20 protein-coding genes are annotated in these 25012 nt (G+C 52.9%); 8 read left to right on the top strand and 12 right to left on the bottom strand.

The annotated features are described in order from the left end of the window. Nucleotides 1-12: 12 nt before the first annotated feature. Genes KJI95_RS10420 through KJI95_RS10410 form a run of 3 tightly spaced genes read left to right on the top strand, consistent with a single transcriptional unit; the run spans nt 13 to nt 3957 of the window. Nucleotides 13-2370 (top strand): class I SAM-dependent methyltransferase, encoded by a 2358-nt coding sequence (locus tag KJI95_RS10420; RefSeq protein WP_214507129.1) that lies wholly within the window; start codon nt 13-15, stop codon nt 2368-2370. A 39-nt stretch (nt 2371-2409) separates the two neighbouring features. Next, on the top strand, nt 2410-3675 hold the full coding sequence (locus KJI95_RS10415; RefSeq protein ID WP_214507128.1) for a motility associated factor glycosyltransferase family protein: 1266 nt from the start codon (nt 2410-2412) through the stop codon (nt 3673-3675). After that, a complete protein-coding gene (locus KJI95_RS10410) occupies nt 3676-3957 on the top strand; it encodes a hypothetical protein (RefSeq protein WP_214507127.1) in 282 nt (93 codons plus the stop codon). Between the two features lie 189 nt (nt 3958-4146). On the opposite strand, the gene KJI95_RS10405 is transcribed toward KJI95_RS10410, so the two are convergent. The 9 genes from KJI95_RS10405 to pseB all read right to left on the bottom strand — a co-directional run bounded on the left by KJI95_RS10405 (nt 4147) and on the right by pseB (nt 14490). Next, nucleotides 4147-4899, bottom strand: a complete 753-nt coding sequence (locus KJI95_RS10405) for a phosphocholine cytidylyltransferase family protein (protein WP_214507126.1) — start codon at nt 4897-4899, stop codon at nt 4147-4149. Further along, nucleotides 4887-5576: a gamma-glutamyl-gamma-aminobutyrate hydrolase family protein gene (locus KJI95_RS10400; RefSeq protein ID WP_214507125.1), complete on the bottom strand. Its 690-nt coding sequence runs from the start codon at nt 5574-5576 to the stop codon at nt 4887-4889. Before KJI95_RS10400 ends, KJI95_RS10405 begins: the two co-directional genes overlap by 13 nt. Then, nucleotides 5573-7897: a PEP/pyruvate-binding domain-containing protein gene (locus tag KJI95_RS10395; RefSeq protein ID WP_214507124.1), complete on the bottom strand. Its 2325-nt coding sequence runs from the start codon at nt 7895-7897 to the stop codon at nt 5573-5575. The genes KJI95_RS10400 and KJI95_RS10395 overlap by 4 nt, the downstream gene beginning before the upstream one ends. Beyond that, nucleotides 7890-8414, bottom strand: a complete 525-nt coding sequence (locus tag KJI95_RS10390) for an adenylyl-sulfate kinase (protein WP_214507123.1) — start codon at nt 8412-8414, stop codon at nt 7890-7892. The genes KJI95_RS10395 and KJI95_RS10390 overlap by 8 nt, the downstream gene beginning before the upstream one ends. Further along, the gene (locus KJI95_RS10385) at nt 8411-9880 is read right to left on the bottom strand and encodes a CDP-glycerol glycerophosphotransferase family protein (protein WP_214507122.1); all 1470 of its coding nucleotides are present in this window, start codon (nt 9878-9880) and stop codon (nt 8411-8413) included. Before KJI95_RS10385 ends, KJI95_RS10390 begins: the two co-directional genes overlap by 4 nt. A gap of 98 nt (nt 9881-9978) precedes the next feature. Then, nucleotides 9979-10728, bottom strand: a complete 750-nt coding sequence (locus KJI95_RS10380; RefSeq protein ID WP_214507121.1) for a class I SAM-dependent methyltransferase — start codon at nt 10726-10728, stop codon at nt 9979-9981. A gap of 50 nt (nt 10729-10778) precedes the next feature. Next, complete coding sequence (locus tag KJI95_RS10375) at nt 10779-12320, bottom strand: CDP-glycerol glycerophosphotransferase family protein (RefSeq protein ID WP_214507120.1); 1542 nt, start codon at nt 12318-12320, stop codon at nt 10779-10781. Next, nucleotides 12320-13498 carry a UDP-4-amino-4,6-dideoxy-N-acetyl-beta-L-altrosamine transaminase gene (gene pseC, locus KJI95_RS10370; protein WP_214507119.1) on the bottom strand — a complete coding sequence of 393 codons (1179 nt, stop codon included), beginning with the start codon at nt 13496-13498 and terminating at the stop codon, nt 12320-12322. Before pseC ends, KJI95_RS10375 begins: the two co-directional genes overlap by 1 nt. Beyond that, complete coding sequence (pseB, locus tag KJI95_RS10365; RefSeq protein WP_214507118.1) at nt 13495-14490, bottom strand: UDP-N-acetylglucosamine 4,6-dehydratase (inverting); 996 nt, start codon at nt 14488-14490, stop codon at nt 13495-13497. Before pseB ends, pseC begins: the two co-directional genes overlap by 4 nt. Before the next feature lie 315 nt (nt 14491-14805). Between pseB and KJI95_RS10360 the strand changes: the two genes are divergently transcribed. The 3 genes from KJI95_RS10360 to KJI95_RS10350 all read left to right on the top strand — a co-directional run bounded on the left by KJI95_RS10360 (nt 14806) and on the right by KJI95_RS10350 (nt 18434). Continuing rightward, nucleotides 14806-17289, top strand: a complete 2484-nt coding sequence (locus tag KJI95_RS10360; protein ID WP_214507117.1) for a motility associated factor glycosyltransferase family protein — start codon at nt 14806-14808, stop codon at nt 17287-17289. Nucleotides 17290-17382: 93 nt separating this feature from the next. Beyond that, nucleotides 17383-17862: a DUF2947 domain-containing protein gene (locus KJI95_RS10355; RefSeq protein WP_214507116.1), complete on the top strand. Its 480-nt coding sequence runs from the start codon at nt 17383-17385 to the stop codon at nt 17860-17862. A 20-nt stretch (nt 17863-17882) separates the two neighbouring features. After that, nucleotides 17883-18434, top strand: a complete 552-nt coding sequence (locus tag KJI95_RS10350) for a chalcone isomerase family protein (protein ID WP_214507115.1) — start codon at nt 17883-17885, stop codon at nt 18432-18434. A 105-nt stretch (nt 18435-18539) separates the two neighbouring features. Here KJI95_RS10350 and KJI95_RS10345 read toward each other — a convergent pair whose 3' ends face one another. Next, nucleotides 18540-19439 (bottom strand): autotransporter outer membrane beta-barrel domain-containing protein, encoded by a 900-nt coding sequence (locus KJI95_RS10345; protein ID WP_214507114.1) that lies wholly within the window; start codon nt 19437-19439, stop codon nt 18540-18542. Nucleotides 19440-19721: 282 nt separating this feature from the next. Next, nucleotides 19722-20342: a TetR/AcrR family transcriptional regulator gene (locus KJI95_RS10340; protein ID WP_214507235.1), complete on the bottom strand. Its 621-nt coding sequence runs from the start codon at nt 20340-20342 to the stop codon at nt 19722-19724. Nucleotides 20343-20504: 162 nt separating this feature from the next. Here KJI95_RS10340 and KJI95_RS10335 point away from each other — a divergent pair, with 162 nt between their 5' ends. Beyond that, entirely contained in the window at nt 20505-21614 is a 1110-nt protein-coding gene (locus tag KJI95_RS10335; protein WP_214507113.1) for an efflux RND transporter periplasmic adaptor subunit, read from the top strand. A 3-nt stretch (nt 21615-21617) separates the two neighbouring features. Beyond that, complete coding sequence (locus KJI95_RS10330; protein WP_214507112.1) at nt 21618-24686, top strand: efflux RND transporter permease subunit; 3069 nt, start codon at nt 21618-21620, stop codon at nt 24684-24686. On the opposite strand, the gene KJI95_RS10325 is transcribed toward KJI95_RS10330, so the two are convergent. Next, complete coding sequence (locus KJI95_RS10325; RefSeq protein ID WP_214507111.1) at nt 24674-24919, bottom strand: HP1242/YdcH family protein; 246 nt, start codon at nt 24917-24919, stop codon at nt 24674-24676. The two genes, KJI95_RS10330 and KJI95_RS10325, sit on opposite strands and share 13 nt — an antisense overlap. Nucleotides 24920-25012 lie beyond the last annotated feature (93 nt).

The following is a 25012-nucleotide window of genomic DNA, read 5'->3' as shown; positions in this document are numbered from 1 at the left end:
CGGGATACATCAATGCAAGCGTGCGCGATATGCCATGGAACTGAATGGGAACAATTTTCGACCATAAGCTTTGGTGTATGGCAAAGTAACAACGGCCGTCTGTGGCGCGACACCGAAGACTACCCGTTGGGCTGTTGCGCCCAGTGCGGACATGTGCAAAATCTTGCCCAGTACAATGAAGCCCTGTTACAGCGTTTGTACTTTCATTCTCCTCAGGAAGAGGTGTACTGGTCACCCAACCTCATCGGAAGCGACTTCCCCTATCATCAGATGGTATCGATGTTTGCCGATGAGCTCCCCGAAGCGGCCGTTATCGCTGACTTGGGCTGCGGCCCCGGTAAGCTTCTTAACGCATGCCGCGACAGGCTGCCAAAGGCCAGGCTCCACGGCGCAGATTTTAACGACCGTTGCGCACTGGAGGGCATTAGCTACCAGAGTGCCAATTTAAGTGATGTGGACGCCCTGAAGGCACTTTTCCCACACCAAAGCCTGGATCTGATTTGCAGCTCCCACACTCTGGAACATTTACCCAACCCACGCGCTTTTTTGCTCGCCATCAAACCCTTGCTGAAAAATACCGGCATGGTGTTTATCGAAGTGCCGGACTTCTCCACTCCCCATCCCTGGGAGATATCGGGTCAATCGAGCTTGGTCAATCAGCAGCACATTCATTACTTCAGCAAAGACTCCCTGGCTGTGTTGGCGGGACTTTGCGGCTACGAAATTCTAAAAACCAAGCAGTTCGTGACCGGATTTATTCCAAGGCTCCAACTCTTGCTGCGCCCCTTGAGCAAGCGGGTTTTGGGCATAGTCAAGCAGGTACAGGCCGATATCCAGAGCAAACATCAGTCGCTGTTGGAGACAATCAGCACTGAGCTTGAAGCGGGAGGAGATGTCCACCTCTGGGGCGTTGGCGCGGATCTCTATCAGCTTATGGGCGAGCCCCGGTTTGACGCCTTGCTGGCAACCCCCAACCTGACATTGCACGATGCGCAGTGGGCCGGGCATGAACTGGCGGGTAAAACCATTGCTCCATCTGCAGCACTCCGTGAAGTGAGCGGCAAAATAGTTATCACCCCGTCACTGGCAGAAACACGCACAAAGATGAATGCGGTGTCCAAGGGGTTTCAAGCTGACGTGATTGACTCGTATGCGCAAAGTTCGGCAACAACCACTGAGCTGAGTCTTTGCGCCCTGTGTGCCAGCAACGATTGGCAACCGTTGGAAACGCTGATCAGTGGCAATTGGGATAAGTCCGGGCCACAACTAAAGCGGCAAACACTCTCGCTGCCAATCGCACAATGCCAGCACTGTGGACACGTTCAGATAGCCAAACCTTATGGTCCCCGCGAGTTTGAATTGCTCTATTTTTCATCTGAGGGTGCCCCGGATATGTGGCCTGCCACAGGCCCTCATTCCCCCTACGATGACATGGTGGACTTATTTAAAGACAGGCTCGTCGACTTCAATACCATTGCCGATTTTGGCTGCGGCGCCGGGGTATTGCTCGATACCATCAGGCAACAAAAACCCGATGCACATTTCACCGGATTTGACTTTAAATCCGGTGTGACCCCCGAGGGTATTCCTATCACCGCGTGTGATTTAAATGCACCTGGCGACATATTACAGGTTGCCCGGGGAGCCCAGTTTGATTTGATTGTCAGCAGCCATGTGCTTGAGCACCTTATTCAACCTGTACTTTTCTTAAGCAGCCTTAAACAGCGATTGAAGCATGGCGGCATACTCTTTATCGAGGTACCTGACAGCGGATATGAACCGGATAATTGCCTGCATGAAACCAATCTGATCCACGGCCAACACATTCATTATTACACTGAAGAATCTTTACTGCGCATGGCGGCGGTGGCGGGATTTGAATGCCTGAAACTTCGCCGCTTTCACACCGGCAGCATTCCCAGGCTACAGCTGTTGCTGAGCCCCTGTTCACCCAGCCCACTCTCTTCGCCGGTGCAAAACAGTGCCCACGACAGCATTAAGCAGAGGTTCGATGGTTACCGTGCCATGCAAGCGCGGATGATGACGACTATCCGCAATCTGATGTCTTCAGGCACAGATTTGGCGCTGTGGGGTGTAGGCGGAGATTTATTCCTGCTATGCCATGCCTATCCTGAACTTGAGTCTTTGATTGGCTTAGGTCATGTTAGATTATTTGATGCCGCGCTGGCGGATAAGACATATCTGGGGGCCGTAATATGTGCCTCCGATAAGTTGGTCAACACTGGCGCACCGATTTTACTGACACCAATTTATTGGCCAACCCGTAGTCGGATGCATCAACTCGCAGCTGCTTGGTCAATTGAAGTGATAGACCCTTACCAAGTGACAAAGGAAATGAGTCATACATAAGAGAGGGATCTGGGCATGTCCGAGCTATTTCAGGCAAATTTGGACATTATTCGCAGGCGTTGGCCCGATATCGCCGAGCAGCTTGCTGAAATCACACCCGAAATGATAGACAGGCTGGAGCCTGTGCTTATTCAAGGTCGTCAGCAAACCATTGCTGTATGTGATAAGCAGCTTTCCAGCCGCCATGACAGGGACCGTGAAGCAACCCACTTGCTGCAGCACATTCCGGATGGCCTTGATCGGGTATTGATTTTCGGCATGGGATTGGGCGACGTTCCGGCATTGGCGCTGTCGCGATGGACAGACCGCCCCATCGAACTGTGCTTAATGTCGATGCCCATTACCGCAATGGTGCTGAATTACACCAATCAAACCGAGTGGCTCTGCGCCCCAAACCTCACGTTACGTCGTCCACTTTGGACAGACTGCTATGCAGGCCCCTGGACGGCAATCATCCCCGAACTGCAGTTGGCAGACCCGGATTTGGCCCGGGTACGCGATCACCTGGTGATGACGCTGCAACGCCCCTTTGTTGATTTACAACATCAACTGGCAGATAAAAACAACGCCTCCCGAATCGAGCAGACTCTCAAGCTGCTGCAAACTCTGCCCAATGTTGCCACACTCTTTACCCGCCAAAATCCACGGGCAATTGTCATAGGCGCAGGCCCCAGCCTGGAAAAAGCCTATGAGTGGCTCTATGCCGGGCAACAGGCCCCTGACCGCGCCTGCCTGATTGCTGCGGATACAGCACACAAAGCCCTGACAAGCCGAGGAATTGTCCCGGATATCGTTGTCACCCTCGATGCCAGGATCAATGCGGCGCATCTCAACACTGAGACGTCAGCTGACAGTACCCTTGTCTGCTTCCCCTCAACGGATCCCGAGGTTATCCGCGCCTGGCAGGGTCCCCGGATGGCCGCGCTGACCAAATCACCTACTCAGGATAAGTATGCCGACCACCTTCCCTGCTACAGGCTATTCAGTGGTGGCAGCGTGATTCACCCTGCGCTGGATATCGCGGTTCAATGCGGTGCAACCGAAATCATTCTTTGCGGCTGTGATTTTGGGTTTCCTGATGGGAAAAGCCATGCCTACTGGCAAGACGGGGCGTTAGGTGTTACCCATGACAACGCTGGCCATACCGTTGAAAACTACCATGGCCAGAATATTGCCACGACCCTGAATATGCGGGGCTACCTTTTGGCTGTGGAGCTCTTTATCAAACGCCATCCCAATGTGCGCTTTTTCAATCATTCAGGCATGGGTGCAAGCATATCCGATTGTCCGGTCAGGGAGTGTTGAATGCAACCAATCAGCGAAAGCGAACGGCTTGAAATAGCTAAAAAGCTGCAAGAGGCAGGAGCGCTCTTCAGAACGGGGCAGGAAGCCTATGGTGCGCAGACACTCAGAAGCGCTATTAATATGATGCTTAAAGCCGGTCAGCAGCCCAGTTTCAACGAATTGATGAGGGTTTTGCCGGAGGCATTGGCAGCTCAGGCGCGGCAGGATTGGGTCGGATTGGCAGACTACCTCGAGTTCGATATGCCAGAAACCTTGCTTGGCACCACCGACACAACAGAATGAGTAACAGTGATACAGAGCGACCACCGGTACAACAGTGATACAAGGAGAATATAGCTATTGAGAAAAACGCACAGTTCAAACATAAAGGATATCTAATAAAAAACGGCGCTGGAATCGGGCGCCGTTTTTCATGGCCAACTCAAACTATCTGCAAGCTTGAAGCAGGCTGGAGAACTCTTTTTCAGTCAGCTAAACGAGCAACGCCTCCAGCCCACCCTTTGCCTTAAGTTGCCGTTCGCATTCGATAAGATCTGTTTCACTGTCTACTTCAAACCAGAAGCCGTCAAAAGGCACGGCTTCGATTTGCTCGCCCGTCGCCAACAGACGTCGCAAGAGCGAAGTCATGTCCAATTTGTCGACTTCCGTCTGGGGCAGTGCCGCAAGCAACGATTGAATGATGCTGAATCCTCGAGGCGTAAACTTCAGCAGCCCCATATACTGCCCCTGTACTTCGTCCAGGTGCTCTGGGCGCCGGCCTATGTCCACCAGTCTACGACTATCGGTTAGCCGAAAGGTTTCTGCATCAGACAGCGGATTATCAAATCGCTGCTGCCATTGGAACAACCAATTGGGATCGTACAGGATGGCGATATCACTTGTTGCCGTCATCAGTGAATCTATAGCACTGGTTGGGTAAACTATGTCGGAGTAACTGATTATGGTTTCATCTTCACAGATAAAGGGGGCACATGCCAACAATGAGCTGACCATATTGGTTTCGGACCAGCGGGCATTGGTAAAACTGATGCTGACCCACGCCTGTACCTGTTCAGCCAAATAACCGGTCGCCGCCGCCACCTTGTCTATGCCCGCCCGTTTCATCGCGTCCAGCTGCATGGAAAGCATGGGTTTACCCAATACCGGCGTCAGGCCTTTCGGCTGAGTGCTTGTCAGTTGGCCCAAGCGGCTACCGCGTCCTGCGGCAAGAATCAAACCTTGCATGAAAGCTCCGTTAACATCGTTTGTGGATTATCAAAAAACGCCCCGATAAGCCCAGCGCCAATATCGGCATATAAAGCATTCAGTGTTGCAGGCTCGGCGCCATTGTCAGCGGCGGGATAACTGAGCTTTGTTGGCAGTAGCTCCCGTTCGGGGTGCCACATCATTCCAAGCCAGCTGTGCCGTGGGCAGCTGCAACTTTCCACCACACCATCCGTTGCGGTGGCGAGTATTTCAAACTGCTCAGGCAGCGAATAGAAACCGTAATTGTGATAGCTGTTTACATTCAGTTCCCGGCCATTGAACTGAAGAACATGAGTACTTTTCACATGGCCTGTGGTTGGCTTCAGTTCAGCATCGAAATGCTGACAGAGTGCCTGCATACCACGGCAAATACCCAGCAGGGGTTTGTGCTTCTCAAGCGACCATCGGATAAGCACCCGCTCAACTTCGCTGCGACAATCCGCACCCGTTTTGAGATGCTCCCCGCCACCTGTCAGTACTGCACCCACTGCATCAATTTGCTCAAGCATGGTGCTCGCAAGCTTTGCATCGTTGGGCAAACAAATGGCTATCAGCCCGGCTTTATCCAGCAGCGCAGGCCAGCTGCGATCGAGGCTTGCATGCCATTCACCATGGGGCATAGCACTGTGTTGCTGGGTTATGAAGACTGTCTTCACGATAATACCCTGACCAGTTTGTTCGCGCAGTTAAGTTCCAGCACTCCGGCACGGCACCACTGAGCATACTTTTGTTCACCAGCACCTATCACAGCTGGGATCCCAAGCTCTGCCGCACGGATCGCCATATGGGAATTGCAGCCACCAAAGGCTGTGATAAAACCCGCAACCTTATGGCTGAAGATCCAGTCAAAACCTGGATCGGCGCTGCTGATAAGCACGATTTTACCCTCGATAGACTGTTCTGTCGGATACACAACAACGGGGGCCACGGTCACCTTGGCGGTAATAAAATTGGGTTCAGTGTCCCCAAGTGAAAACTCAAAGACCTGCTCAGGACGGGTTATCAGAGGAGGAAGGCGAATCAGGCGAGAACGGGCAAATTGACGTTTACCCTCCAGAATATTCTGGGAAACCAAGGTTTGGTGGTCTCCGCACCCTGTCACCAGCTGGTATACCTTGGCCACGTCCAGATAAGCCATGTCTTCACGCTCCAATCCCAGACTGGCTCCCCACTGAGCCAGTGACTCGAGGGCATCACTGAGATTACGACTGAAAACAAATTTCGCATACTCCCTACCTTCGATGGCGGCTTTGATAAAGTGCAGCAGCGACTCAGCGCTGTGATTCAACCCATGTTGACGCAACAACTGATTCAGTTTGTGCGTCTGCACTTCGTTGAGCTTAAAGGCTGGCTCTGCATCAGTCATCTGGGCTTTTTCGCCGAACCGGAAATACCGCTCCGGCTCGGCATCATACCTGGGGGAGCAAATATCGTAGGTCCCGGGGCGCAAATGCCCGTATTCCTTAAGGAAACTCTCTTTATCGAGTTGCTGTAAATCCTGGCTCAAACTACTGCTTACGGTATTGAGCGATCCTAAAAACGCCTGATAATCCTCACTGGTGAAACAGCCTGTCTTTTGCAAAGACTGCAGCAACTGCACGGCGATAAAGGCGGCTCTTGCCAGCCCGGCAAAGGGCAGCGTGCCGTAACGCTTGCAGTCTTCGAGCAACCAGTAGACACGCTGCAGTGGGTCTTTGATTTCTCTGGTGACGATGGCGTGGCGCTCTTTGAGGCGTTCAATCCGGTGCAAATCCTGGATCCACAGTCCAGTTCGGGGGTCGATGATGTGATTGGTTAAGCGGCGCAGCAAACTCGAGACTTCCGAACACTCCCATTCACTGAAACCGGCGTTCAACAACTCAGTAAGCTTTTCATCAATCGCGGGGGTGTAACAGGAAAGGACAATATCAAATTCAACCCTATCGTGCTGTGTCGGGTTATCCCTCAGACACGCGAGATAATAATCCACCAGCTTATGACCCAACGCCGGGCTGATATCTCGTGGCAAAAAGGAGTTAAAACTTAACCTTACGTCTATGTAAGGCAAGCCAAAGAAGTCCTGCATCAAGGGAAAGCTGCGCAGATTTCGGTAGCCGTAATTGTCTCTCTGGTAGGCCCAGGTACTGTTGGTAATCAGCTCTTTATAAAGACTCAACGCCAGTGGCTTGGGGTACAGACCAATAATTTCGGCCGGATTCCAATCAGGCATTACACCATAGATGGTACTGCTGCCAAAAAGATAGGGATGTGGCGCCATTCCCAACTGCAGCTTATCGCGAACCAGCTCCAGAGTAGGATTGAGATCCAATTGCCCGCGGGTTTTGATGGTCATGGGTCTGACCTGCAAAAGCCAAAGAGCGCCGCTGTTGTCGACTGCATACTCTATGTCCAGAGCGTCATTGTCGAATAACTCACAGAGTTCATCGGCCAATGCTATCAGGGATACGATCAAGGGATTGCTGCTCTGTGCTCCCTTTACCAGAAAATGGGTTGTGACCAGCCCTTCCTGGCCCCCGGTGACATTGTCAGTGGCCCCGGAAACATCATCGGCAATCACATAATAATCCGCCCCCGTGTCAGGGTCACGGGTAAACAGCACCCCGTTATGAGTGACATCCGTTAACTGCGGCTGCACCAGAGCGAGCTCATTGTCGCCCAGTTGACCACCATAGCTGCGAAATACCGTTTCCAGTGCCTGAAACAAGCTCAATTCACACTTCACATTGAGAACCGAATCAAACTTGCCTGCCAGAGACACCTCTGCCGCATCTTCACTGCTATGGGAGCTACGTACTATCAGGGGCAAAGGAAGCGCGGACAGCAGTGTCTTCCATTCATCCTTTTTCTTAAAATCCTGATAACTGACCAAATGCACCGGCATGATGCCTGCACTGGAAATACGTCCCATCAAACGCCGCAGGGTGTCGCCCTTACAGCTGAACGTCATCGGCTCGGGATTAAGCTGCCGTTCAATCATGCGATGCTCCAAATACCGTCAAACAATGCCGGGTAACTGTTTCAACGCCGATCTTAAACTCGTCCAAATTCGTGTTATCGAGTTTAAGATCGGGTTCTTTTGGAAATTCAGGTGCCATGCCCAATGCCAACTCCAAATTGTGGGCATCAATCCCGTGGTATAACCCCTTCTGATTACGACGTTTCAGCTCTTCAAACGGCGGATTGAGAAACACCTCGAAATAGCCCGGCAAATTAAGGCGATTCCATTCATGGATTTGATGAAACATCGACACGGTGGAAATCACCACATGGGCGCCCTGCCCCGCCAACAAACCGGCAAGCTTTGCATACTGCATGGCCAATGCCAATCGACCGGTCTGAGAGTAATCCTGATTAGAAAACACCTGTCTGAGCGCATCGCCGTCCAAATGAATGGTCTTCATCCCTGCCACAGAGAGCCGCTCTATCAGGGCGCAGGAAAAGGTCGTTTTGCCCGCGCCGGGTAATCCGGTAATCCAAATAACTTGTCCTGTCACTCGCTCTCTCTCCGGTGATCTTGCCAATACCACCAATCTGGATGACGTTCCCCCGCCAAAATGTAGCGGATGGCTTCAAGCGCATACTCTTCTGAACGGCCAAGGTTATACAAGGTACGTTGGAAAAACGCCTGTCCTGCGCTCGTGTTCATTTTGTTGTTGAGCGCAAGCTCCACTCTTTCTTTGAGTTCGGCAGCACTTTCAACGCAATCGCCAAAATAGGGGCGGTCACTAATAAACTGATTATCGGGATAACGTTCACATAAAGTCTGATGATTGCCCGAGAAGAAAACCGGCCTTCTCCCAGTAAGCAATGCAAAGGAAAATGCCACAGATGCGGTATCCGTGATCAGCAGTTTTGCCCGGGAAAAGCTGGCCAGGTAGCTGCGTTTGTCATCATCGATTTCACAACGCGGATGGCCTGCAGCCCAATGCAATACTCGGCGCAATGCCTCGGCCCTTGGATGCGCCAATGAAAATTGCACCAGCGCCATATCTTCCGGGTGTGGCCGAATAATTAACTTAAGCTGGGGGTGTGTTGCCAAAAGCTCTTTCAAAAAGACTTCGGCCTCCAGTATCGAATAACTCTCATCACACTCATTTTTTGCCGGCAGTGAGCTCAACGTGGGCGCATAGATGATGAGATCTTCCGGGACGGTGTTTTCATACAGCGCCTTGTACTGCCTGAGATTGGCATCGTGCTTGGGATAGCCCCCCGGAATAAGCACCACCTGCTCATTCAAATTCAGTTCGCGGCATATGTTTTGATGCATTTTCATGCTGGCCTGGGAAGGGACAAATACATAGTGCAAATCCGAAGCCTGCAGGTGCTGATAGGTCTGTTCGCTGAACAGCAGAAAATCGTAAACCATGTGCACAAAGCTGAGTTTGGGTGTCTGGCGTGGTGAGCAGTCAAACACATGGGCAGAGATGACCAGGTCGACATCTGAATACCGCTGCATAGCCGACTGACTCATCAGGAAAAATGCTTCATTGGATTTGTCAGTGAGGAGATCTGTAAACCAATTCAGCTGATAGTGGTTTGGCAGACTCTGTGGTAAGGCACCCAGATGCTCTATGTAGCCCCCACCTCTCCCCAGGGCATAGAGTCCAATCACTGCACTGCCATCTCGACGGGCATCGAGGCATTGGTATGCTTCGGCGAAAAAACGGCGTTCGAAGTCAACAAAGCCCGTCAGAGGCTCCGCCAACAGCGTTAGCGCCCGCATTTTATTTGCTGCCAACATCTGCTCAAGCACAATCGCAGCCGAATCAGAACCCAAGGGTAAACATCGAGTTTCAGATACCCCTGCCGCTACCAAACGGGCTATGGCAGCCTGCGCATACTCGGGCATTGAAATCGCAACTAAAAACAGCCCATCGTGCGAAGGCAGGGATGTTGATGAATAAACGACAGCCCCCTCAAACTGACCCTTGGCCACCTCATCCACCACGGAAAAGCCCATATCGAACTTTCTTAGAATAACGGCCAGCTTACGCGCAAAAGATCCAGCGCCAACTATATATATTCCAGGGTTTTCCACGTGGGGACTTGGGGCTGGATTCATCGTTTTTGAGCCATCCAGATATTGGTTTGATAAGGGATTTCGATCGTTGGTTTACCCAAATTAACCAGTTGACGCTCAATCGCATCGACCACTGCACCGAACCTGTTACCCGCCTGCCGCTCCAAAGTCGCATGGGACCGCCAGGCTTCCACGCACTCTTCAACAGTCTGTTGATGGACGACCCGGGCATCCAGGTGCACCACAGGGCCGAACAGCTGACTGGCATCAATCACCGCAGTCTGGTCTTCCCGGCGAGTGCCGTAGCCATAACTGGGCACCATGTCTTTGATAGTGTTTTCAATCAGGGTTTGGATCGGATCCATCAGGTCTCTGTGATTCCACATGCAAGCGAACCAGCCGTGGGGTTCCAGCATGCGGCAGGTTTCTTTCAGCGCGGCCTGACGGTCACACACGTTGAAGGAGCTGCCAAAGGTGACCAGAGAAAATGCGCCGTCAGCCTGACCTGTATGCTCACCCGTGCCCTCATGCCAGGCCACATTGCCAAAATGTGCCGTACGTTTGACACCGTTGGCGCGCATGGCATCGTTTGGTTCTACGGCAATAACGTCAAATTCTTTTGCGGCCAGCATCAGGGTCAGATGTGCAACACCGGCCCCGACATCGCATACCTTGTCACCAGCATTCACGCCAGCAATGGCAACCATTGCATCTATTGCCGCCTGAGCATAATCAGGACGCTTCAGATAGGCATCAGCCAGTGCGGTATAATCCCATTCGGTCTTCATGATTTACACTCCTTCTTCGGGTCAGAGTTGACCTTTCTTGTTATTAACAGTTACAGATGGTCCTGCAGGTACCACCAGCCCTCAACCTTTTGACCACTCAGCATATTGGGCATATGTTGTTGCAAATATTCAAATGAGTGCCCGCGATTAAACACCACGGATTGCCTAAAGGCTTTTCGTTCAGGCGTATCCCAGTTATCGGTCAGACAGAGCTGCAAACTGGCGATTAGGTCGTCCACTTTGTCAACGCAAAATCCAAACTTTTCACGGTCCTTGATGTAGCTGATATCCGGGAAGGTTTGTCGCACCATATCCTGGTTCACCGAATAGAAAATCACCGGCCTTCCAGTAGTCAACGCATAAGAGTAGGCAATTGCGGAAGTATCTGAAATCATCACTGCGGCTCGGGCAAAGGTACGGCTGTAATCACCTGCCACAGCATCCAACTCACACCTTGGGTGCTCTTCACACCACTGCAACAGGGTGCGAAAGGCACTTGCACGCCGCCCCTGAATGCCCTGACGCAAAATTGAAAGATCGTCCGGATGGGGCCTGAATATCACTTTCTTGTCAGGAAAGGTGTCCAAAATCCGCTGGATAAACGCAGGCGCGTCAAAGATGGAATAGGTATATCGCGTTTCTTCCGCCTTCATCATGGCACTGAGCGTTGGCGCATATAGAATAGCGTCTGGCTCGCCAACCAATGCGCTGGCGGCTTCGAACTGGGTTAAATTGGTATCAAATCTGGGATAACCACCTGGAATAAATACAATATTATTGGTCAGGCCATAGTCGAAACAGATTTTTTGGTGGAGTTTCATGCTGGGTACTGACGGCATAAACAAGTAGTGGGTATCGGCCTGTGCCATCACCCGGGCCACCAGGTCGCGATATACCAAAAAGTCGTACACCATGTGCATCATGGTCAACTTGGGGACCGCAGCCGGCGCACACTCAAAAAAGTGCGGATTGATGACAAACTCTGGCCAACTGTTGTTCAACATGGCCCCTTCGCTCATTAACATGTATCCCTCTGGCTTATCCGCGGGGGTTGCAGGCTGATCGCTGAAGGTTTTTACATCACAGGTGGCACTTAATCGATGTGGTAAATCAAGGACATGGCGCCTAAAGCCACTGCCTTTGCCTATGTAGCAAAACCCAACTCGGGGTTTTGCGGTTTTTTCTTCAAGCAACCGCTCGTAGTCCCGTGCATAGAATGCTTTTTCCAGGTCTAGGAAATCAGTTACTCCCTGACTCAGCAGCTCGCTCAATAACGCCCGGTTTTCAAGACACATCTGCTCGAATACGTTGCCGGCAGATTCATAAATAAACAGGAGGATTTTGCCACTCGCTACTCCCGCTGCCATTAACCTGTTTTTGGCCGCTTGGGCATACTCTGGAAAAGAGATGGCAACAAGACACAATCGGTCGGTATGGGGTATTTCGTTGGCACGGTATACCGCCCTCTCGCGAAAAGGCGAGTGCAGCTGCTCATCGATAAATTCGTGCTCAATCCCAAGCTGTTCGAGCATGGTCGAAAGCTTCACAGCAAAGGAGCCACCACCGACTATATACACCCCTTGTTGCAACATTAATGGCCCCCCTCGGAATTAACGGTCGAGTCCATCAGCGCCTTCAACTGACTCACGATAAAGTTCACCGATGTATCGGTTAAATGACAGTGCAATGGTAGGGTGAGTATCGACTGATAAAACTGTTCAGCCCGGGGGCAATACCCCTCTTGAAACTGATAGTGTGATTGATAATAGGGTTGCAAGTAGACTGGAAAATAATGCACGTGAACCTGAATGCCCATGCGGCGCATTTCATCAAAAAGCCGCCTTCGCTGGGCGGATACATCCAGGCACACTATCATCAGGTGCCATGCGCTGTGGCTGCCAGAAAGCGGCTCAACCACAGAGGCAGATAGCTGAGCGAGTACATCCCGATAGGTGCAAGCAAGTTCATTACGCGTTTGAACAAAGGTTTCCAGCCGGGCCATCTGTGACAGCCCTAATGCCGCCTGCAGATCTGTCATGCGATAGTTAAAGCCAAGTTGCAGCTGCTCGTAGTACCAGTCACCCTCGTTGGGGCGGGTCATCAATGAAGCCGCTTTTGTAATGCCGTGGCTTCTCAGCAGCTCCATTTTTTCAGCCAGCTCACTGCTATTGGTGAGCGCCATACCGCCTTCGGCGCTGGTAACTATCTTTACCGGATGAAAACTGAACACTGTGATATCACTGAATGCACAACTGCCAATACGTTTGCCCTGATAGCTGCCACCGATGGCGTGGGAGGCATCTTCAATCAGCTTAAAGCCATATTCGCTGGCAAGCGCAGCAATCGGCGCCATATCACAGCTGTGGCCGCACAGGTGCACTGGAATCACCACCTTAGGCAGCCTGCCATTGGCCTTGGCAGCAACAAGCTTTAATTCCAGCGCCTTGGGGCACATGTTGCCGGTGGCAGCATCCACATCGACAAAATCGACATCGGCGCCGCAATAAAGAGCACAATTGGCGGAGGCCACAAAAGTGATGGGCGACGTCCAAACCACATCGCCGGCGCCAACGCCGAGCGCGAGACAAGCAATGTGCAGCGCAGAGGTGGCGCTATTGACCGCAACCGCATGTTTCGCGCCTGTGTAGTCGCACACGGCTTTTTCAAACGCCGGCACCTCGGGGCCCTGAGTGAGCCAGTCAGACTTGAGCACTTCAACAACGGCGTCAATATCCGCTTGGCTGATGTCCTGCTTACCGTAGGGGATCATGCGTTGCCATCCAGCGCGAGGATTTGCTCCACCGTCAGAAAGTGAGGGTTGGAACCTGAGTTATATTCAAATCCCATCTCGACCGGCTTACCTTTTTCACCAAGCGCATTGGTGCAAAAGTCGGTTTCACCGCCAAAAAACTTGATGCTTGGGGTAATGACGAAATGGTCGTCAAACTCCAGCGTATGGTGCGAATCATCGGCTGGGCACATGATTTCATGCATTTTTTCACCGGGGCGTATACCGACAATGTCCTGCTTAAGGTCAGGTGCATACGCTATAGCCAAATCAGTTATCCGAATCGAGGGTATCTTTGGCACAAACAGCTCACCGCCCTGCATGCGGGAGAAATTTTTCAGTACAAAATCAACGCCATCCTGCAGGGTTATCCAGAAACGGGTCATGTCCGGATGAGTAATCGGCAGGGAGTCAGCGCCATCGGCTATGAGCTTTTTAAACAGCGGCACCACCGAGCCCCGCGAGCCCACCACGTTGCCGTAACGCACCGCCGCAAATCGGGTGCGGCCGCCGCCGGTGATGTTATTGGCGGCGATAAAGAGCTTATCGGACGCGAGCTTGGTGGCGCCGTAAAGGTTTATCGGGTTGGCGGCCTTGTCAGTGGACAGTGCAATCACCTTACTCACTTTGTTGGCAATTGCCGCTTTGATAACGTTTTCAGCGCCGTGGATATTGGTCTTGATGCATTCCATCGGATTGTATTCGGCGGCCGGCACCTGCTTCATCGCTGCCGCGTGAATAACATAGTCCACATCCTGCAACGCATACATCAAGCGATCGGCATCCCGCACATCGCCGATAAAGTAACGCATACAAGGCTGATTGAACACCTGCTGCATCTCATATTGTTTGAGCTCATCACGGGAATAGATAATAAGACGTTTGGGGTTATATCTCTGGAGCAGCGTACTGACATATTTCCGGCCGAAGGAGCCGGTTCCTCCAGTGATCAGGATAGATTTATTATCAAACATAGTTACTCCTGCCCCAACTGTGATCTAAACACCGAAAAATCAAACTTTTCAAACCATTAACTCAATAGCATAGTCAGATAGCGCTAAAAGTCCATAAGTCTATCTCACACAGCGCCCGCATTTTCCCTTGCCTGAGTAAAATGTCCGCAGCAAATTTCATACCAATGTCGATTCTCCCTCGATATTACAGAGTTTCTGGTACAGCGTTTGCTTAACAGGTTAATCTACTTAAAAAATTGCCCCGACTGGGCATTAAAAACTGTCAATCTTCTGACGCAGTCGACGATGACCAGGCCAAACAGGAAACAACTGCCTATGAGTATCGAAACCACAGTTCCAGCCATCTTTTCGGTATCTCAATTCGGAGAGACCTATCTTCCCGGCGTTAACCGCAAACTATTTGAAAGTCAACCGTCGACGGCCATATTTTCCGGCGAATACTCCAAATTGTTTGCTCTGGAGCATCACCTTTATGTCATTGTGGGGATGGATTCAGGATTATTGGCCAATTATGTGCTCGAGCATCCTCTGCCAGCTGGCAGCCGCTATCTTTTTGTGGAGTTGGACGCTGTGCTCGCCATGATGAATATTGATATCCCTGATCCGATTAAAGGAAAAGTACAGGTACTGTCGTTAACTGAGTTCGAATCGCAGATAGAACAAGCACCTTTTCCGGTGTATTTCACCAAGAAAGCTACCCAAATCTATAAGTCCCAAGGGGCTAAATTTGCCCATGTGGCCGACTACGTCAATCTCTGCAGCAAAGTGGAGAAAATCGTTGAGCAGCAAATCTTCAAGCATTCCATAGGCCTGACACAAAAGCAGTTTGTCAGTCGTCAGCTGGAAAATCTGCCAGACAATCAAATTCGTGCAAAGGTGCTCAAAGACAGCTTCAGCGGAAAGGATTGTGTCATCCTTGCAGGCGGCCCGTCGCTTGATGAGCATCTGCCTTGGGTGATTGAACATCGGGAACATCTGGTCATTATTGCGGTGTCCCGGATCAGCCGAAGGCTACTGACCGTTGGCTTGATACCGGATATCGTCGTTTCAGTGGATCCACAGGAAGTGAGTTATGACGTCAGTAAGGAGATGCTCAAATTCCCTGAATCGGTGCTTTTCATAAATTGTAACCATGTTGAACCTAGACTGCTGGCAAACTGGCAGGGTCAGTCGGCCTTCCTTGGCGAACAACTCCCCTGGCAAGAGCCGAGTCATACAAGCAATATCCAATCCGAAGGTCCTACCGTTACCAACTCTGCTTTACATCTGGCGATAAAAATGGGCTTTTGCCGTATTTTCTTGTCAGGCACTGATCTTTGCTATGCCAGCAATGGCGTCACCCATGCTCAGGGCAGTCATGAGGCTTCTGTTGGTGCAAATATGGTGGTAAACGGTGAGTGGGTAGATACGTACAGCGGCACTAAAGCCGAAACATCCATTCAAATGTTGCATGCACTGCAGGCATTGGAAGCCGAAGTCAAACTCCTGAGTGCCGAGCAATCTGTGTTCAACCTATCTGCCAATGCGGCCAAGGCCGAGGGTATTTCCTGCATAAATACCGCAGATGTTCATCTGAAATCCATCATAAAGGATAAAACGGCAACACTGACCCGGCTTACCGCGCCGCTTTCAAGAGAGCAAAAATTAAAACACCTCAACGACATGACCAGTCAGCTGAAACAAGCGAGCGGTCAATTGGAGGAAGTCATCTCTCTTGGGAAAGCGGCACTGAAATGCAACGCATCGTTGAAAAATGCCCAGAAGGTATCGACACACACTGATAGCTATTACCGTTCTCTGATTGGGCGTATTGACGATATTGAGAAACAGCTGAATCAAAAATTTGTCACTATGAGTCAGTTCATAAAATTTTTCGGTTTTGCCGAGTTTACTGACTTTCTTAATCCGGCAGACAGTGATGAGTGGCAACAAAATGAAATGCTTGCCATGACCGATGCTTACTACCGCGCCTATGTATCAAGCAGCGAGCAGCTTAAAAGTCTCATCCAACAGGGTTTGGAACGTTTGGCATTCAGAAAGTCTGAATTAAACCCGACAGCCAACATCCGGGAGTTGTTGGCAGGTTGGGACAAGTTTCGTGAATGGGGGCGAGCAGTGCTCTGGCAAAAATATCACCCAACTCCTGCTGAGTTCCTCAGCCAGTTCCATGCATTCTCTGAGAAACACCATGCCACTATTGATGCCAAGCCTGAGCTTGCTAAGCGGATCGAAGCAATAAATACTTTGCTGACTCGGGTGGAGAGCAAATTGCTGTTGCTGAAAAGTAGCCGAAACCAAATTGGTCTTACGCAGATGACCGCCATTTTAAAAAATAAAGCGCAAACGGACGAACAAGCCCTGAGACTATACCGATTGGCACAAGCTTTCAGCTATCAGTTACATGGACAGCCGAACAAAGCGCTTGAATCACTGCTCAAACTCGATGAGCCTTTACTTACAGAGCGGGAATACAAGGAAATAGCCAGCCTATCCCTTGCGCTGAAGAAACCCGAAATTACCAGGTTGGCGCTTGAAAAATTAACCGGTTACAGCGACCAATATCTGCCACTCTATGCCAATGTGCTTAAGATTATTGGGCAGTATCAGCAGAGCGCCGACACGTATCTAAAGTACCTTAACCGCTATCCTGCTGACGTATTGACCTGGATTAAATTCGGAGAATTTATGATGGAAGCGGGCGAGCGGGATATGGCCATCATGGCCTTTCATCAAGCTGAGCACGCCGAGCCGGGCAATGTCGTTGCCAAACACTATCTTGCAGAACTCTACCACAGGTAGCAGTACGCTTTGCCTGCAGGCGGCATCTGGCTATAATGCCGCCTGCCCTCAGGGAATTTTCATCGAACCGCCCTTCTCATCAGGAGCCTTCTTTTGCAGATAAGCTACACCCCTCTTGAACTGTATCGACGCAAGTGGATATTCAATAACAAAGACTTGCCGGTCACAGATGAAGACAAGGCCAACATAAAACCCCTGGATGAAAAGAGCGCCATGACGGTGTGGAAGACCCTGGTAAGTGACAAAGCCAGCGCGTCTGAGCATTTTTCCAAGGCCGATTGGGGCGGACGCCCTAAAAGCTGGGTAAAGGATGATTGTTGGCAGGCAAGCTGGGACAGCGATGCGCCCGAGCTGCCGGCGGTGATGGCGACCCATTTCGATTGGGAGCCCGATACCCGGGTGTTTTTCTGCTACGACAAATACCAGGCCATCGAAACCGTGTGGGACGTGTTTGTGCGTAACTGGAAGTGTTTCCTATTTTTTGATGACGGCCCGCTGTTGCTGAGTGACAGCAAACCCCAGGTCGCGCTCTTTACCCAGGATGGCGACGTCAAGCTCGGCGTTCGCAGCTGATTATATTGATTGGAGTTTTTATGAAGTATCTCCTCACTTTCGCCCTTGCCGGGCTGTGTTTTTTCGCCAGCGCCAAAGAGGTCGCCGGTGTCGATGTGCCGGATAACTTAAGCCTCAATGAGCAAACCTATGTACTCAATGGTGCCGGTGTCCGCGACAAGTTTTTCATGGATCTGTACGTTGGCAGCCTGTATCTGCCCGCCAAGGCAAACAGCCTTGATGCGGTGCTAAGCCAATCTTCCGCCATAGTAAGGCTCGATATACTGTCGGATTTGATCACCAGCGAAAAAATGCGCTCTGCCATCACCGAAGGTTTTGATGCCGCCACCGCCGGCAAGCAGGACGATGCCATGAAGGCCAATATCGCCGCGTTTATGGCGCTGTTTGACAGTGAAATTAAACCCGGTGATCGCTTTGTACTGCTGGCAAGCGATGCGGGTGTTACCGCCTATAAAAACGACGTGGCACAGCCACAGATAGGCGACAAAGCCTTTGCAGCGGCGCTGATAAGCATCTGGCTTGGCGACAAACCGGCACAAAAAAGCCTTAAATCGCAGATGCTTGGCAAGTAATTCTCTAGCTGCCTATCTGCCTGTCTGTCTTTCTATTTGAGACAAGCAAAAGGGACCGCGCGGTCCCTTTTTACTTTTGAGCCTCAACACAAAAACTGCTTCACATCAGAAACTGACATTAAACGACAGCGCCGCCGCCCCTTCGGCGCCGATATCTTCGCGCTCGCCGCTGCCAAGCTCCATCTCGCCGTCAAACATCCAGCCGGCATAGGCATTCAGGCTTACCTTGCGGCCAATCTGCCAGCCAAGGCGGGCAAAGGTTACCCACTCATCAATTTCAACGGTTTGCCCCTCATCGGTGAGAAGAAGTCGCTGGCTGCGCCGTGAGCTGCCAAGCCCTATATCCCACGCAGGCGAGCTTTGGTAGATAAGCTCAAGCCCGGCCGGGCCGCTGAAACCGGCATCAAAGGGGTTGGCGAGGGTCAAACGGTCGGTGAGCTGCCACCGCAGAGCAAGAAACGGCAAGGCGCGGCTTTCACCGATATCATCCAGATACAGGGCACCGAGGCCCAGCAGGTTGCCGTTTTCAAAACGGCGCATCGCAGTCGCCACCACGCCTACACTTCGCGCGTCGGAGGATGAGGCCGTGTCAGCCCAGGCATATTGCAGCATGGGGCTGACAAGATAAGTCCAATTGCCGCTACGATAACCAAGTGACAGCCCAAGGTTGTAGCGGTTGATGGAATTCCAGCTTGGCGCGGCGCCGCGAAAGAGCTCAGGCGCATCGGTTTGCCAGCGGAAATCCAGCACATCGTATCCGGCAGACCAGCCCACTGACCACTGCTTATCGAGGCTATATACCCCTTTGGCATCAAACATATACATATCGCGGCCAAGGGATGCCGGCCCCACGTCGGCATCCCCCGTGGTCACCCAGGCAGCCTGCAATGAAAAAGGCGATGGCCGGCCGGGATTGGCCTTTGCTTCCAAACTTAGCCCAAGGCCTGCCAGCACCGATGATGCAAGCAAGGTACTGCGCAGCAGATTGACGGGTGAAATTGGCATTCATGCATCCTTATCGACGATAAACTCGCAACCAATACGTTGTACGGCGCTCTTGGATCAAGAGAATTGGATCAAAAGAGTTAGATCAAAAAAGAGCTGGATCAAAAGAGCCAGTTCAAAAAGCAAATAACCTGCTACCAGGTCAAACCGCGCCACAGGACTAAGCGGCTCAGAACTAAGCGGCCCAGAACTAAGCGGCGCAGTTCGATGGGCGCATCGCCCTGAGGCGGCAAACGCCCCCGCATCAAACTCTGGCCGCAGTGTCAAAGCCTGGCCGCAGTGTCAAACCCTGGCCGCGGCGAGAAACATATCCACAGTGGCATTCAGATACTCACGGCGTTCATCGTCCGTGTCTTCAGGGGCAAGCCCAAGCTCCATTCTGAGCCGCCGCTCACCAAACAGCATCAAACACAGCCGCGTGGCGGCATGGCGAGGATTGCCAAAACGATACGCCCCGGCCTCCTCCACCCGGCGGAAAAAATCCCCCAAAAGGATCAGCATCACCCCGGGGCCGCCGGCAAAATACAGCCTGGAAATTTCCGGATGGGTATCGGCCTGGGAGACACAGGCTCGATACACGGTCAGCGCCTCTCCGCTCACTATCATTTCGCCAAAGCGCTGCGCGAAATGGCGAAGCACCCGCTGTGGATTTGAAATATCGGCCAGCATTTCGGGGGTAATGTCATGCATCACACATTTGGCTTCTATGGCGGCGATAAACAGGTCATCTTTGTTGCCATAATGTGAGTACACGGTTTGCTTGGAAACACCGGCGAGGCGGGCCACCTCATCCATACTGGTATTGGGAAAGCCCTGGCCGCAAAACAGCTCAATTGCCGCTTCAAGGATGGCCTGACGCTTTTGCTCGGTGCGACTGAGCACCGCTGCAGTGGAGGATGTCATGAAAAACAGACCCTTCATTGAGGCCACCCGTTTTAACGAGGCGGCGCTGAAAAATTCAGACTGATTTAAGCACAAAATAGACTAGACAGTCCAGTTTCGCCAAACTAGACTAGACAGTCCAGTTTAACCAGTTTTTAACCAGATGATTACCGGGATGTCGTCATGAACCACGTGAAACCACACCGCAGGCTCGCACTGCTGCCGATGTTGTTGGCAGCGACCCTGCTCGGTGCCTGTCAGGACAGCACCACAGATGCCTCCGCCGACAAACAGTTACCCACTGTCTTCACCGAAACTCTGGTTAAAAGCCCAAGCTACCAACAACGGCTCGAATTTTCCGGCACAGTGCGCGCCGCCAACACCACGGGAGTGGGATTTGAGCTCGCCGGAAAGCTCAACAGCATCAGCGCCGACAGCGGTAACCGAGTCAGCAAAGGTCAGCTGCTCGCTACCCTCGACACCAGTCTGCTCGATGCCGAGCGGCGCGAACTTGATGCCGCAATGGCACAAAACGAAGCCGATCTCAATCTGGCACAGTCAACGCTTAAACGCAGTTTAGAGCTTAAAAAACAAGGCTATGCCTCATCACAGCAACTGGATGAACTGCAAGGCCGGCTCGGCAGTTTGCAGGGCGCTCGCGAGCGCTTGCGCGCAAGTCTTTACGCCACCAGCCTGAAACTGGAAAAATCCCGCCTGCTTGCGCCTTTTGATGGCGTGATAAGCCAGCGCAGTTTCAACCTCGGTGAAGTGGTGCCGCTCGGGCAACCGGTGTTTACGCTGGTTGAAAACCGCGCGCCTCAGGCCCACGTCGGCGTGCCGGCCGATGTTGCCCGCGCCCTGTCACCGGGCCAGCAGGTCGATTTGCGTGCCGGCAAACGCCATATGGCCGCGGTTATCGAAGGGATAAGTCCGGCCATCGACCCGGTTACCCGCACTGTGGGTTTACGGCTGTCGCTGCCAACCGATGCCAATGTGCTCAACGGCGAAATCGTTTACCTGCATCATGAGCTGACCGTTGAGCGCGCCGGATTCTGGGTACCGGTGTCGGCGCTGACCGATGGCCTTCGGGGGCTTTGGAACCTGTATGTGGTGGCAAACCGCGACGGCAATTTTGTGATTGAGCGGCGCGACGTGGAAATCGTCTATACCGACAAAGATCAGGCGTTTTTGGTCGGTGCCGTTAATGATGGTGAGCAAATCGTCACCCAGGGATTGCATAAACTGGTGGTTGGCGAGCAGGTGATGCCCACCACCCAAGTCGCGACGAGGTAAGCCATGATTAAAGCCTTCGTCGAAAACGGCCGCCTGGCGGCGCTGTTTATTGCGCTTTTGCTGGTCGCGGGCCTTGGCGCTTTGTCGGCTCTGCCGCGCATGGAAGACCCACACATCACCAACCGTTATGCGTCGGTCATCACTCACTACCCCGGCGCATCGGCCGAGCGGGTCGAGGCGCTGGTCACTGAGGTGCTTGAAAATCAGCTGCGCCGCCTGGAGGAACTTAAACTTATCCAGTCCACCTCCCGTCCGGGGATTTCGGTTATCCAGCTTGAACTTAAGGATGATGTGCATCACACCGAGCCTGTCTGGTCCCGCGCCCGGGATTTGATGGCCGACATTCAGACCAGCCTGCCCCAGGGCGTACAAACGCCGACGCTGGATGACCAGATAGGCTATGCCAACACGGCCATTCTGGGCCTGGTGTGGCGCGGCGGCGATGAGCCGCGCACCGATATTCTTGGCCGCTACGCCAAAGAGCTGCAAAGCCGATTAAGGCTGCTGTCCGGCACAGATTATGTGCACATCGCCGGCGCGCCCAGCGAAGAAATTCTGGTGGAGCTCGATGGCAACAAGATTAACCAGCTGCAGCTGACTCCCGGTGATATCGCCCGTATCCTTGCCGCCGCCGACAGTAAAATTTCCGCCGGTGAAATCCACAACGCTCATTTCAGGGCATTGGTGGAAGTCTCGGGCGAGCTTGATTCCCAAACCCGCATCCGTCAGGTGCCGCTGAAAGTCGATGGCTCAGGCCAGATTATCCGCCTTGGCGATGTCGCCACTGTTTCACGCCAATACAAAACCCCGCCCGATAACATAGCGCTGCTGGCCGGCGAGCAGGGGGTGATGGTCAGCGCCCGCATGCTCAATAACACCCGGGTCGACAAGTGGCTGGCCGAGGTACGCACCACTGTCAGCGCCCTTGAAACCAGTATGCCCGGCAACATCGAAGTGCAGTGGCTGTTTTCCCAGGAAAGCTATACCAGCACCCGCCTTGGCGAGCTGGCGCTTAACCTTTTGCAGGGCTTTGTGCTTATTCTGCTGGTGCTGATGCTGACCCTCGGCACCCGAAACGCGTTGGTGGTGGCGCTGTCGCTGCCATTGACGGCGCTGTTTACCCTCGCCTGTATGCGCGCCGTGGGGCTGCCCATACATCAGATGTCCGTCACTGGGCTTGTGGTAGCGCTTGGGATCATGGTGGATAACGCCATCGTTATCGTCGATGCCATTTCCAGTCGCCGCCAGCAGGGCCAAAGCCGGCTTGATGCGGTAACCAATACTCTTAAGCACCTGTGGCTGCCACTCGCAGGCTCCACCATCACCACCATTCTTGCCTTTGCGCCCATAGTGCTTATGCCCGGCGCGGCCGGCGAATTTGTTGGCGGCATCGCCATTTCGGTGATGTTTGCCCTGGTGGGGTCGTATCTGATTTCCCACACCCTGATTGCCGGCCTTGCCGGACGCTTCAGTCCCGCCCACGAAGGCCATGACTGGCGCGCCCACGGCATTCGCATGCCAAAGCTTGCCGCCGCCTTTGAGGGTTTGCTGACAAAAGTGCTTAATCGGCCGGTTAAAAGCGCGCTCATTATAGGCCTGCTGCCGCTGCTTGGCTTTTTTGCCGCCGGACGGATGACAGAGCAATTCTTCCCGCCGTCGGACCGCGACATGTTCCAGATTGAGGTGTACCTCGCCTCCCAGGTGAGCCTTGAGCACAGTCGCACCACCATCGAAGCCATGGACAAGGTGCTTGAGCAAACCGATGGCATAGAGCGGATTGATTGGGTCGTCGGTGGCAACATTCCCTCCTTCTACTACAACATCACCCAGCGCCAGCAGGGAGCAGCCAATTACGCCCAGGCCATGGTCAAGACCCGCGACTTTGAAACCGCCAATGCGCTTATTCCCAGCCTGCAACGCTCGCTGGATAAGGACTTTCCCGAGGCGCAGGTGCTGGTTCGAAAACTCGAGCAGGGCCCGCCTTTCAATGCGCCGGTGGAGCTGTTGATTTACGGCCCGTCACTGGAGGAGCTGCATCGCCTCGGCGATGAGGTGCGTGCCGTGCTTGCCAAAAACCATGATGTGACCCATACCCGTGCCACCCTGAGCCCGGGCGCTCCCAAGGTCAAGCTGGCGGTGGATGAAGATGCTTCACTGATGAGCGGCTTAACCCTTACCGACATCGCCAATCAGGTGCAAATGGCCACTACGGGGCGCAGCGGCGGCAGCATCATAGAGCAAACCGAGTCGCTGCCGGTGCGGGTGCGACTCGATGACAGTATGCGCGAGCAGCAGGGGCGGCTTGCGGCCATCGAACTGGTGTCCCGAGCCGGTAACGGCATTCCGCTGTCGGCGCTGTCTGAGGCCCACATCAGCGTCAGTCGCGGCGCCATTCCAAGGCGCAATGGCCAGCGGGTCAATACCATTGAAGCCTATATCCAAACCGGCGTGCTGCCCGCCAAGGTACTCGATGCGGTGAAAGACGAGATAGCGGCGCTTAAGCTGCCGCCGGGCTATCACATCGAAATCGGCGGCGAGAGTGCCAAGCGCAATGAGGCGGTGGGTAATCTGCTGTCATCGGTGGCGCTGGTGTTTACCCTGCTGCTGGCCACTGTGGTGCTGAGTTTCAACTCGTTCCGCCTCACCGGCATTATTTTGCTGAGCGCGGCCCAATCGGCGGGCCTTGGCTTGCTTGCCGTGTACCTGTTTAATTATCCGTTTGGCTTTACGGTCATTATCGGTTTGCTTGGTTTGATGGGGCTTGCGATTAACGCCGCAATTGTAATTTTAGCGGAGCTTGAAGATATTCCTGAAGGGCGCGGCATGTCGACTGAGCTTCTGGTCAAAACCGTTGCCGGCTGCACCCGTCACATCAGCTCCACCACCATCACCACAGTGGGCGGCTTTTTGCCCTTGATGATAGCGGGGGGCGGCTTCTGGCCCCCCTTCGCGGTGGCGATTGCCGGCGGCACGGCGTTAACCACCATCTTGTCGCTGTTGTGGGTGCCGGTGATGTACCGGCTATGGCTTAAGCCGCGCCATTTGAAGACAGGCGTCCCTCAACCTGTGTGAGATTTGAGCGTGTGGTAAATCCGGTCTTTGAGTACCGCACGCTCCATTTTCAGGGCACTGAAGTGCTCGTCTGTGGTCGGCACCTTGTTCAGCTCCAGCCCACGTATTTTATGATCCAGCTGATGATAGCGCTTGGCGCTGGCGCAAAAGTCACTGTTTTGCGACTTTAGGGTGTCAATCAGGGCGCTGTATTTCGGAAACTCATGACTCAGCAGGTGTTTTTCTCCCAGCATCTCGGCCTCCATCGGGACAGTTAATCAGATAAACGCGCTGCACACTTTTTGCACAACCTCAAAACTCTAATCCCCCCAGCCCGACTTCGCAAC

It is taken from the genome of Shewanella jiangmenensis (genome assembly GCF_018596335.1).
Classification (GTDB): domain Bacteria; phylum Pseudomonadota; class Gammaproteobacteria; order Enterobacterales; family Shewanellaceae; genus Shewanella; species Shewanella jiangmenensis.
The sequence above is the reverse complement of the archived record's forward strand: the minus strand, read 5'-3'. Positions and strand labels throughout refer to the sequence as shown.

What these genes read in the sequence shown, in the direction of transcription:
- KJI95_RS10405 (WP_214507126.1), bottom strand. Translation starts at nt 4,899, where the DNA reads ATGCAAGGTTTGATTCTTGCCGCAGGACGCGGTAGCCGCTTGGGCCAA.
- KJI95_RS10330 (WP_214507112.1), top strand. Translation starts at nt 21,618, where the DNA reads ATGATTAAAGCCTTCGTCGAAAACGGCCGCCTGGCGGCGCTGTTTATT.
- KJI95_RS10380 (WP_214507121.1), bottom strand. Translation starts at nt 10,728, where the DNA reads ATGAAGACCGAATGGGATTATACCGCACTGGCTGATGCCTATCTGAAG.
- KJI95_RS10385 (WP_214507122.1), bottom strand. Translation starts at nt 9,880, where the DNA reads ATGGGCTTTTCCGTGGTGGATGAGGTGGCCAAGGGTCAGTTTGAGGGG.
- KJI95_RS10345 (WP_214507114.1), bottom strand. Translation starts at nt 19,439, where the DNA reads ATGCCAATTTCACCCGTCAATCTGCTGCGCAGTACCTTGCTTGCATCA.
- KJI95_RS10360 (WP_214507117.1), top strand. Translation starts at nt 14,806, where the DNA reads ATGAGTATCGAAACCACAGTTCCAGCCATCTTTTCGGTATCTCAATTC.
- KJI95_RS10350 (WP_214507115.1), top strand. Translation starts at nt 17,883, where the DNA reads ATGAAGTATCTCCTCACTTTCGCCCTTGCCGGGCTGTGTTTTTTCGCC.
- KJI95_RS10410 (WP_214507127.1), top strand. Translation starts at nt 3,676, where the DNA reads ATGCAACCAATCAGCGAAAGCGAACGGCTTGAAATAGCTAAAAAGCTG.
- KJI95_RS10340 (WP_214507235.1), bottom strand. Translation starts at nt 20,342, where the DNA reads ATGACATCCTCCACTGCAGCGGTGCTCAGTCGCACCGAGCAAAAGCGT.
- KJI95_RS10375 (WP_214507120.1), bottom strand. Translation starts at nt 12,320, where the DNA reads ATGTTGCAACAAGGGGTGTATATAGTCGGTGGTGGCTCCTTTGCTGTG.
- pseB (WP_214507118.1), bottom strand. Translation starts at nt 14,490, where the DNA reads ATGTTTGATAATAAATCTATCCTGATCACTGGAGGAACCGGCTCCTTC.
- KJI95_RS10335 (WP_214507113.1), top strand. Translation starts at nt 20,505, where the DNA reads ATGAACCACGTGAAACCACACCGCAGGCTCGCACTGCTGCCGATGTTG.
- pseC (WP_214507119.1), bottom strand. Translation starts at nt 13,498, where the DNA reads ATGATCCCCTACGGTAAGCAGGACATCAGCCAAGCGGATATTGACGCC.
- KJI95_RS10325 (WP_214507111.1), bottom strand. Translation starts at nt 24,919, where the DNA reads ATGCTGGGAGAAAAACACCTGCTGAGTCATGAGTTTCCGAAATACAGC.
- KJI95_RS10420 (WP_214507129.1), top strand. Translation starts at nt 13, where the DNA reads ATGCAAGCGTGCGCGATATGCCATGGAACTGAATGGGAACAATTTTCG.
- KJI95_RS10395 (WP_214507124.1), bottom strand. Translation starts at nt 7,897, where the DNA reads ATGATTGAACGGCAGCTTAATCCCGAGCCGATGACGTTCAGCTGTAAG.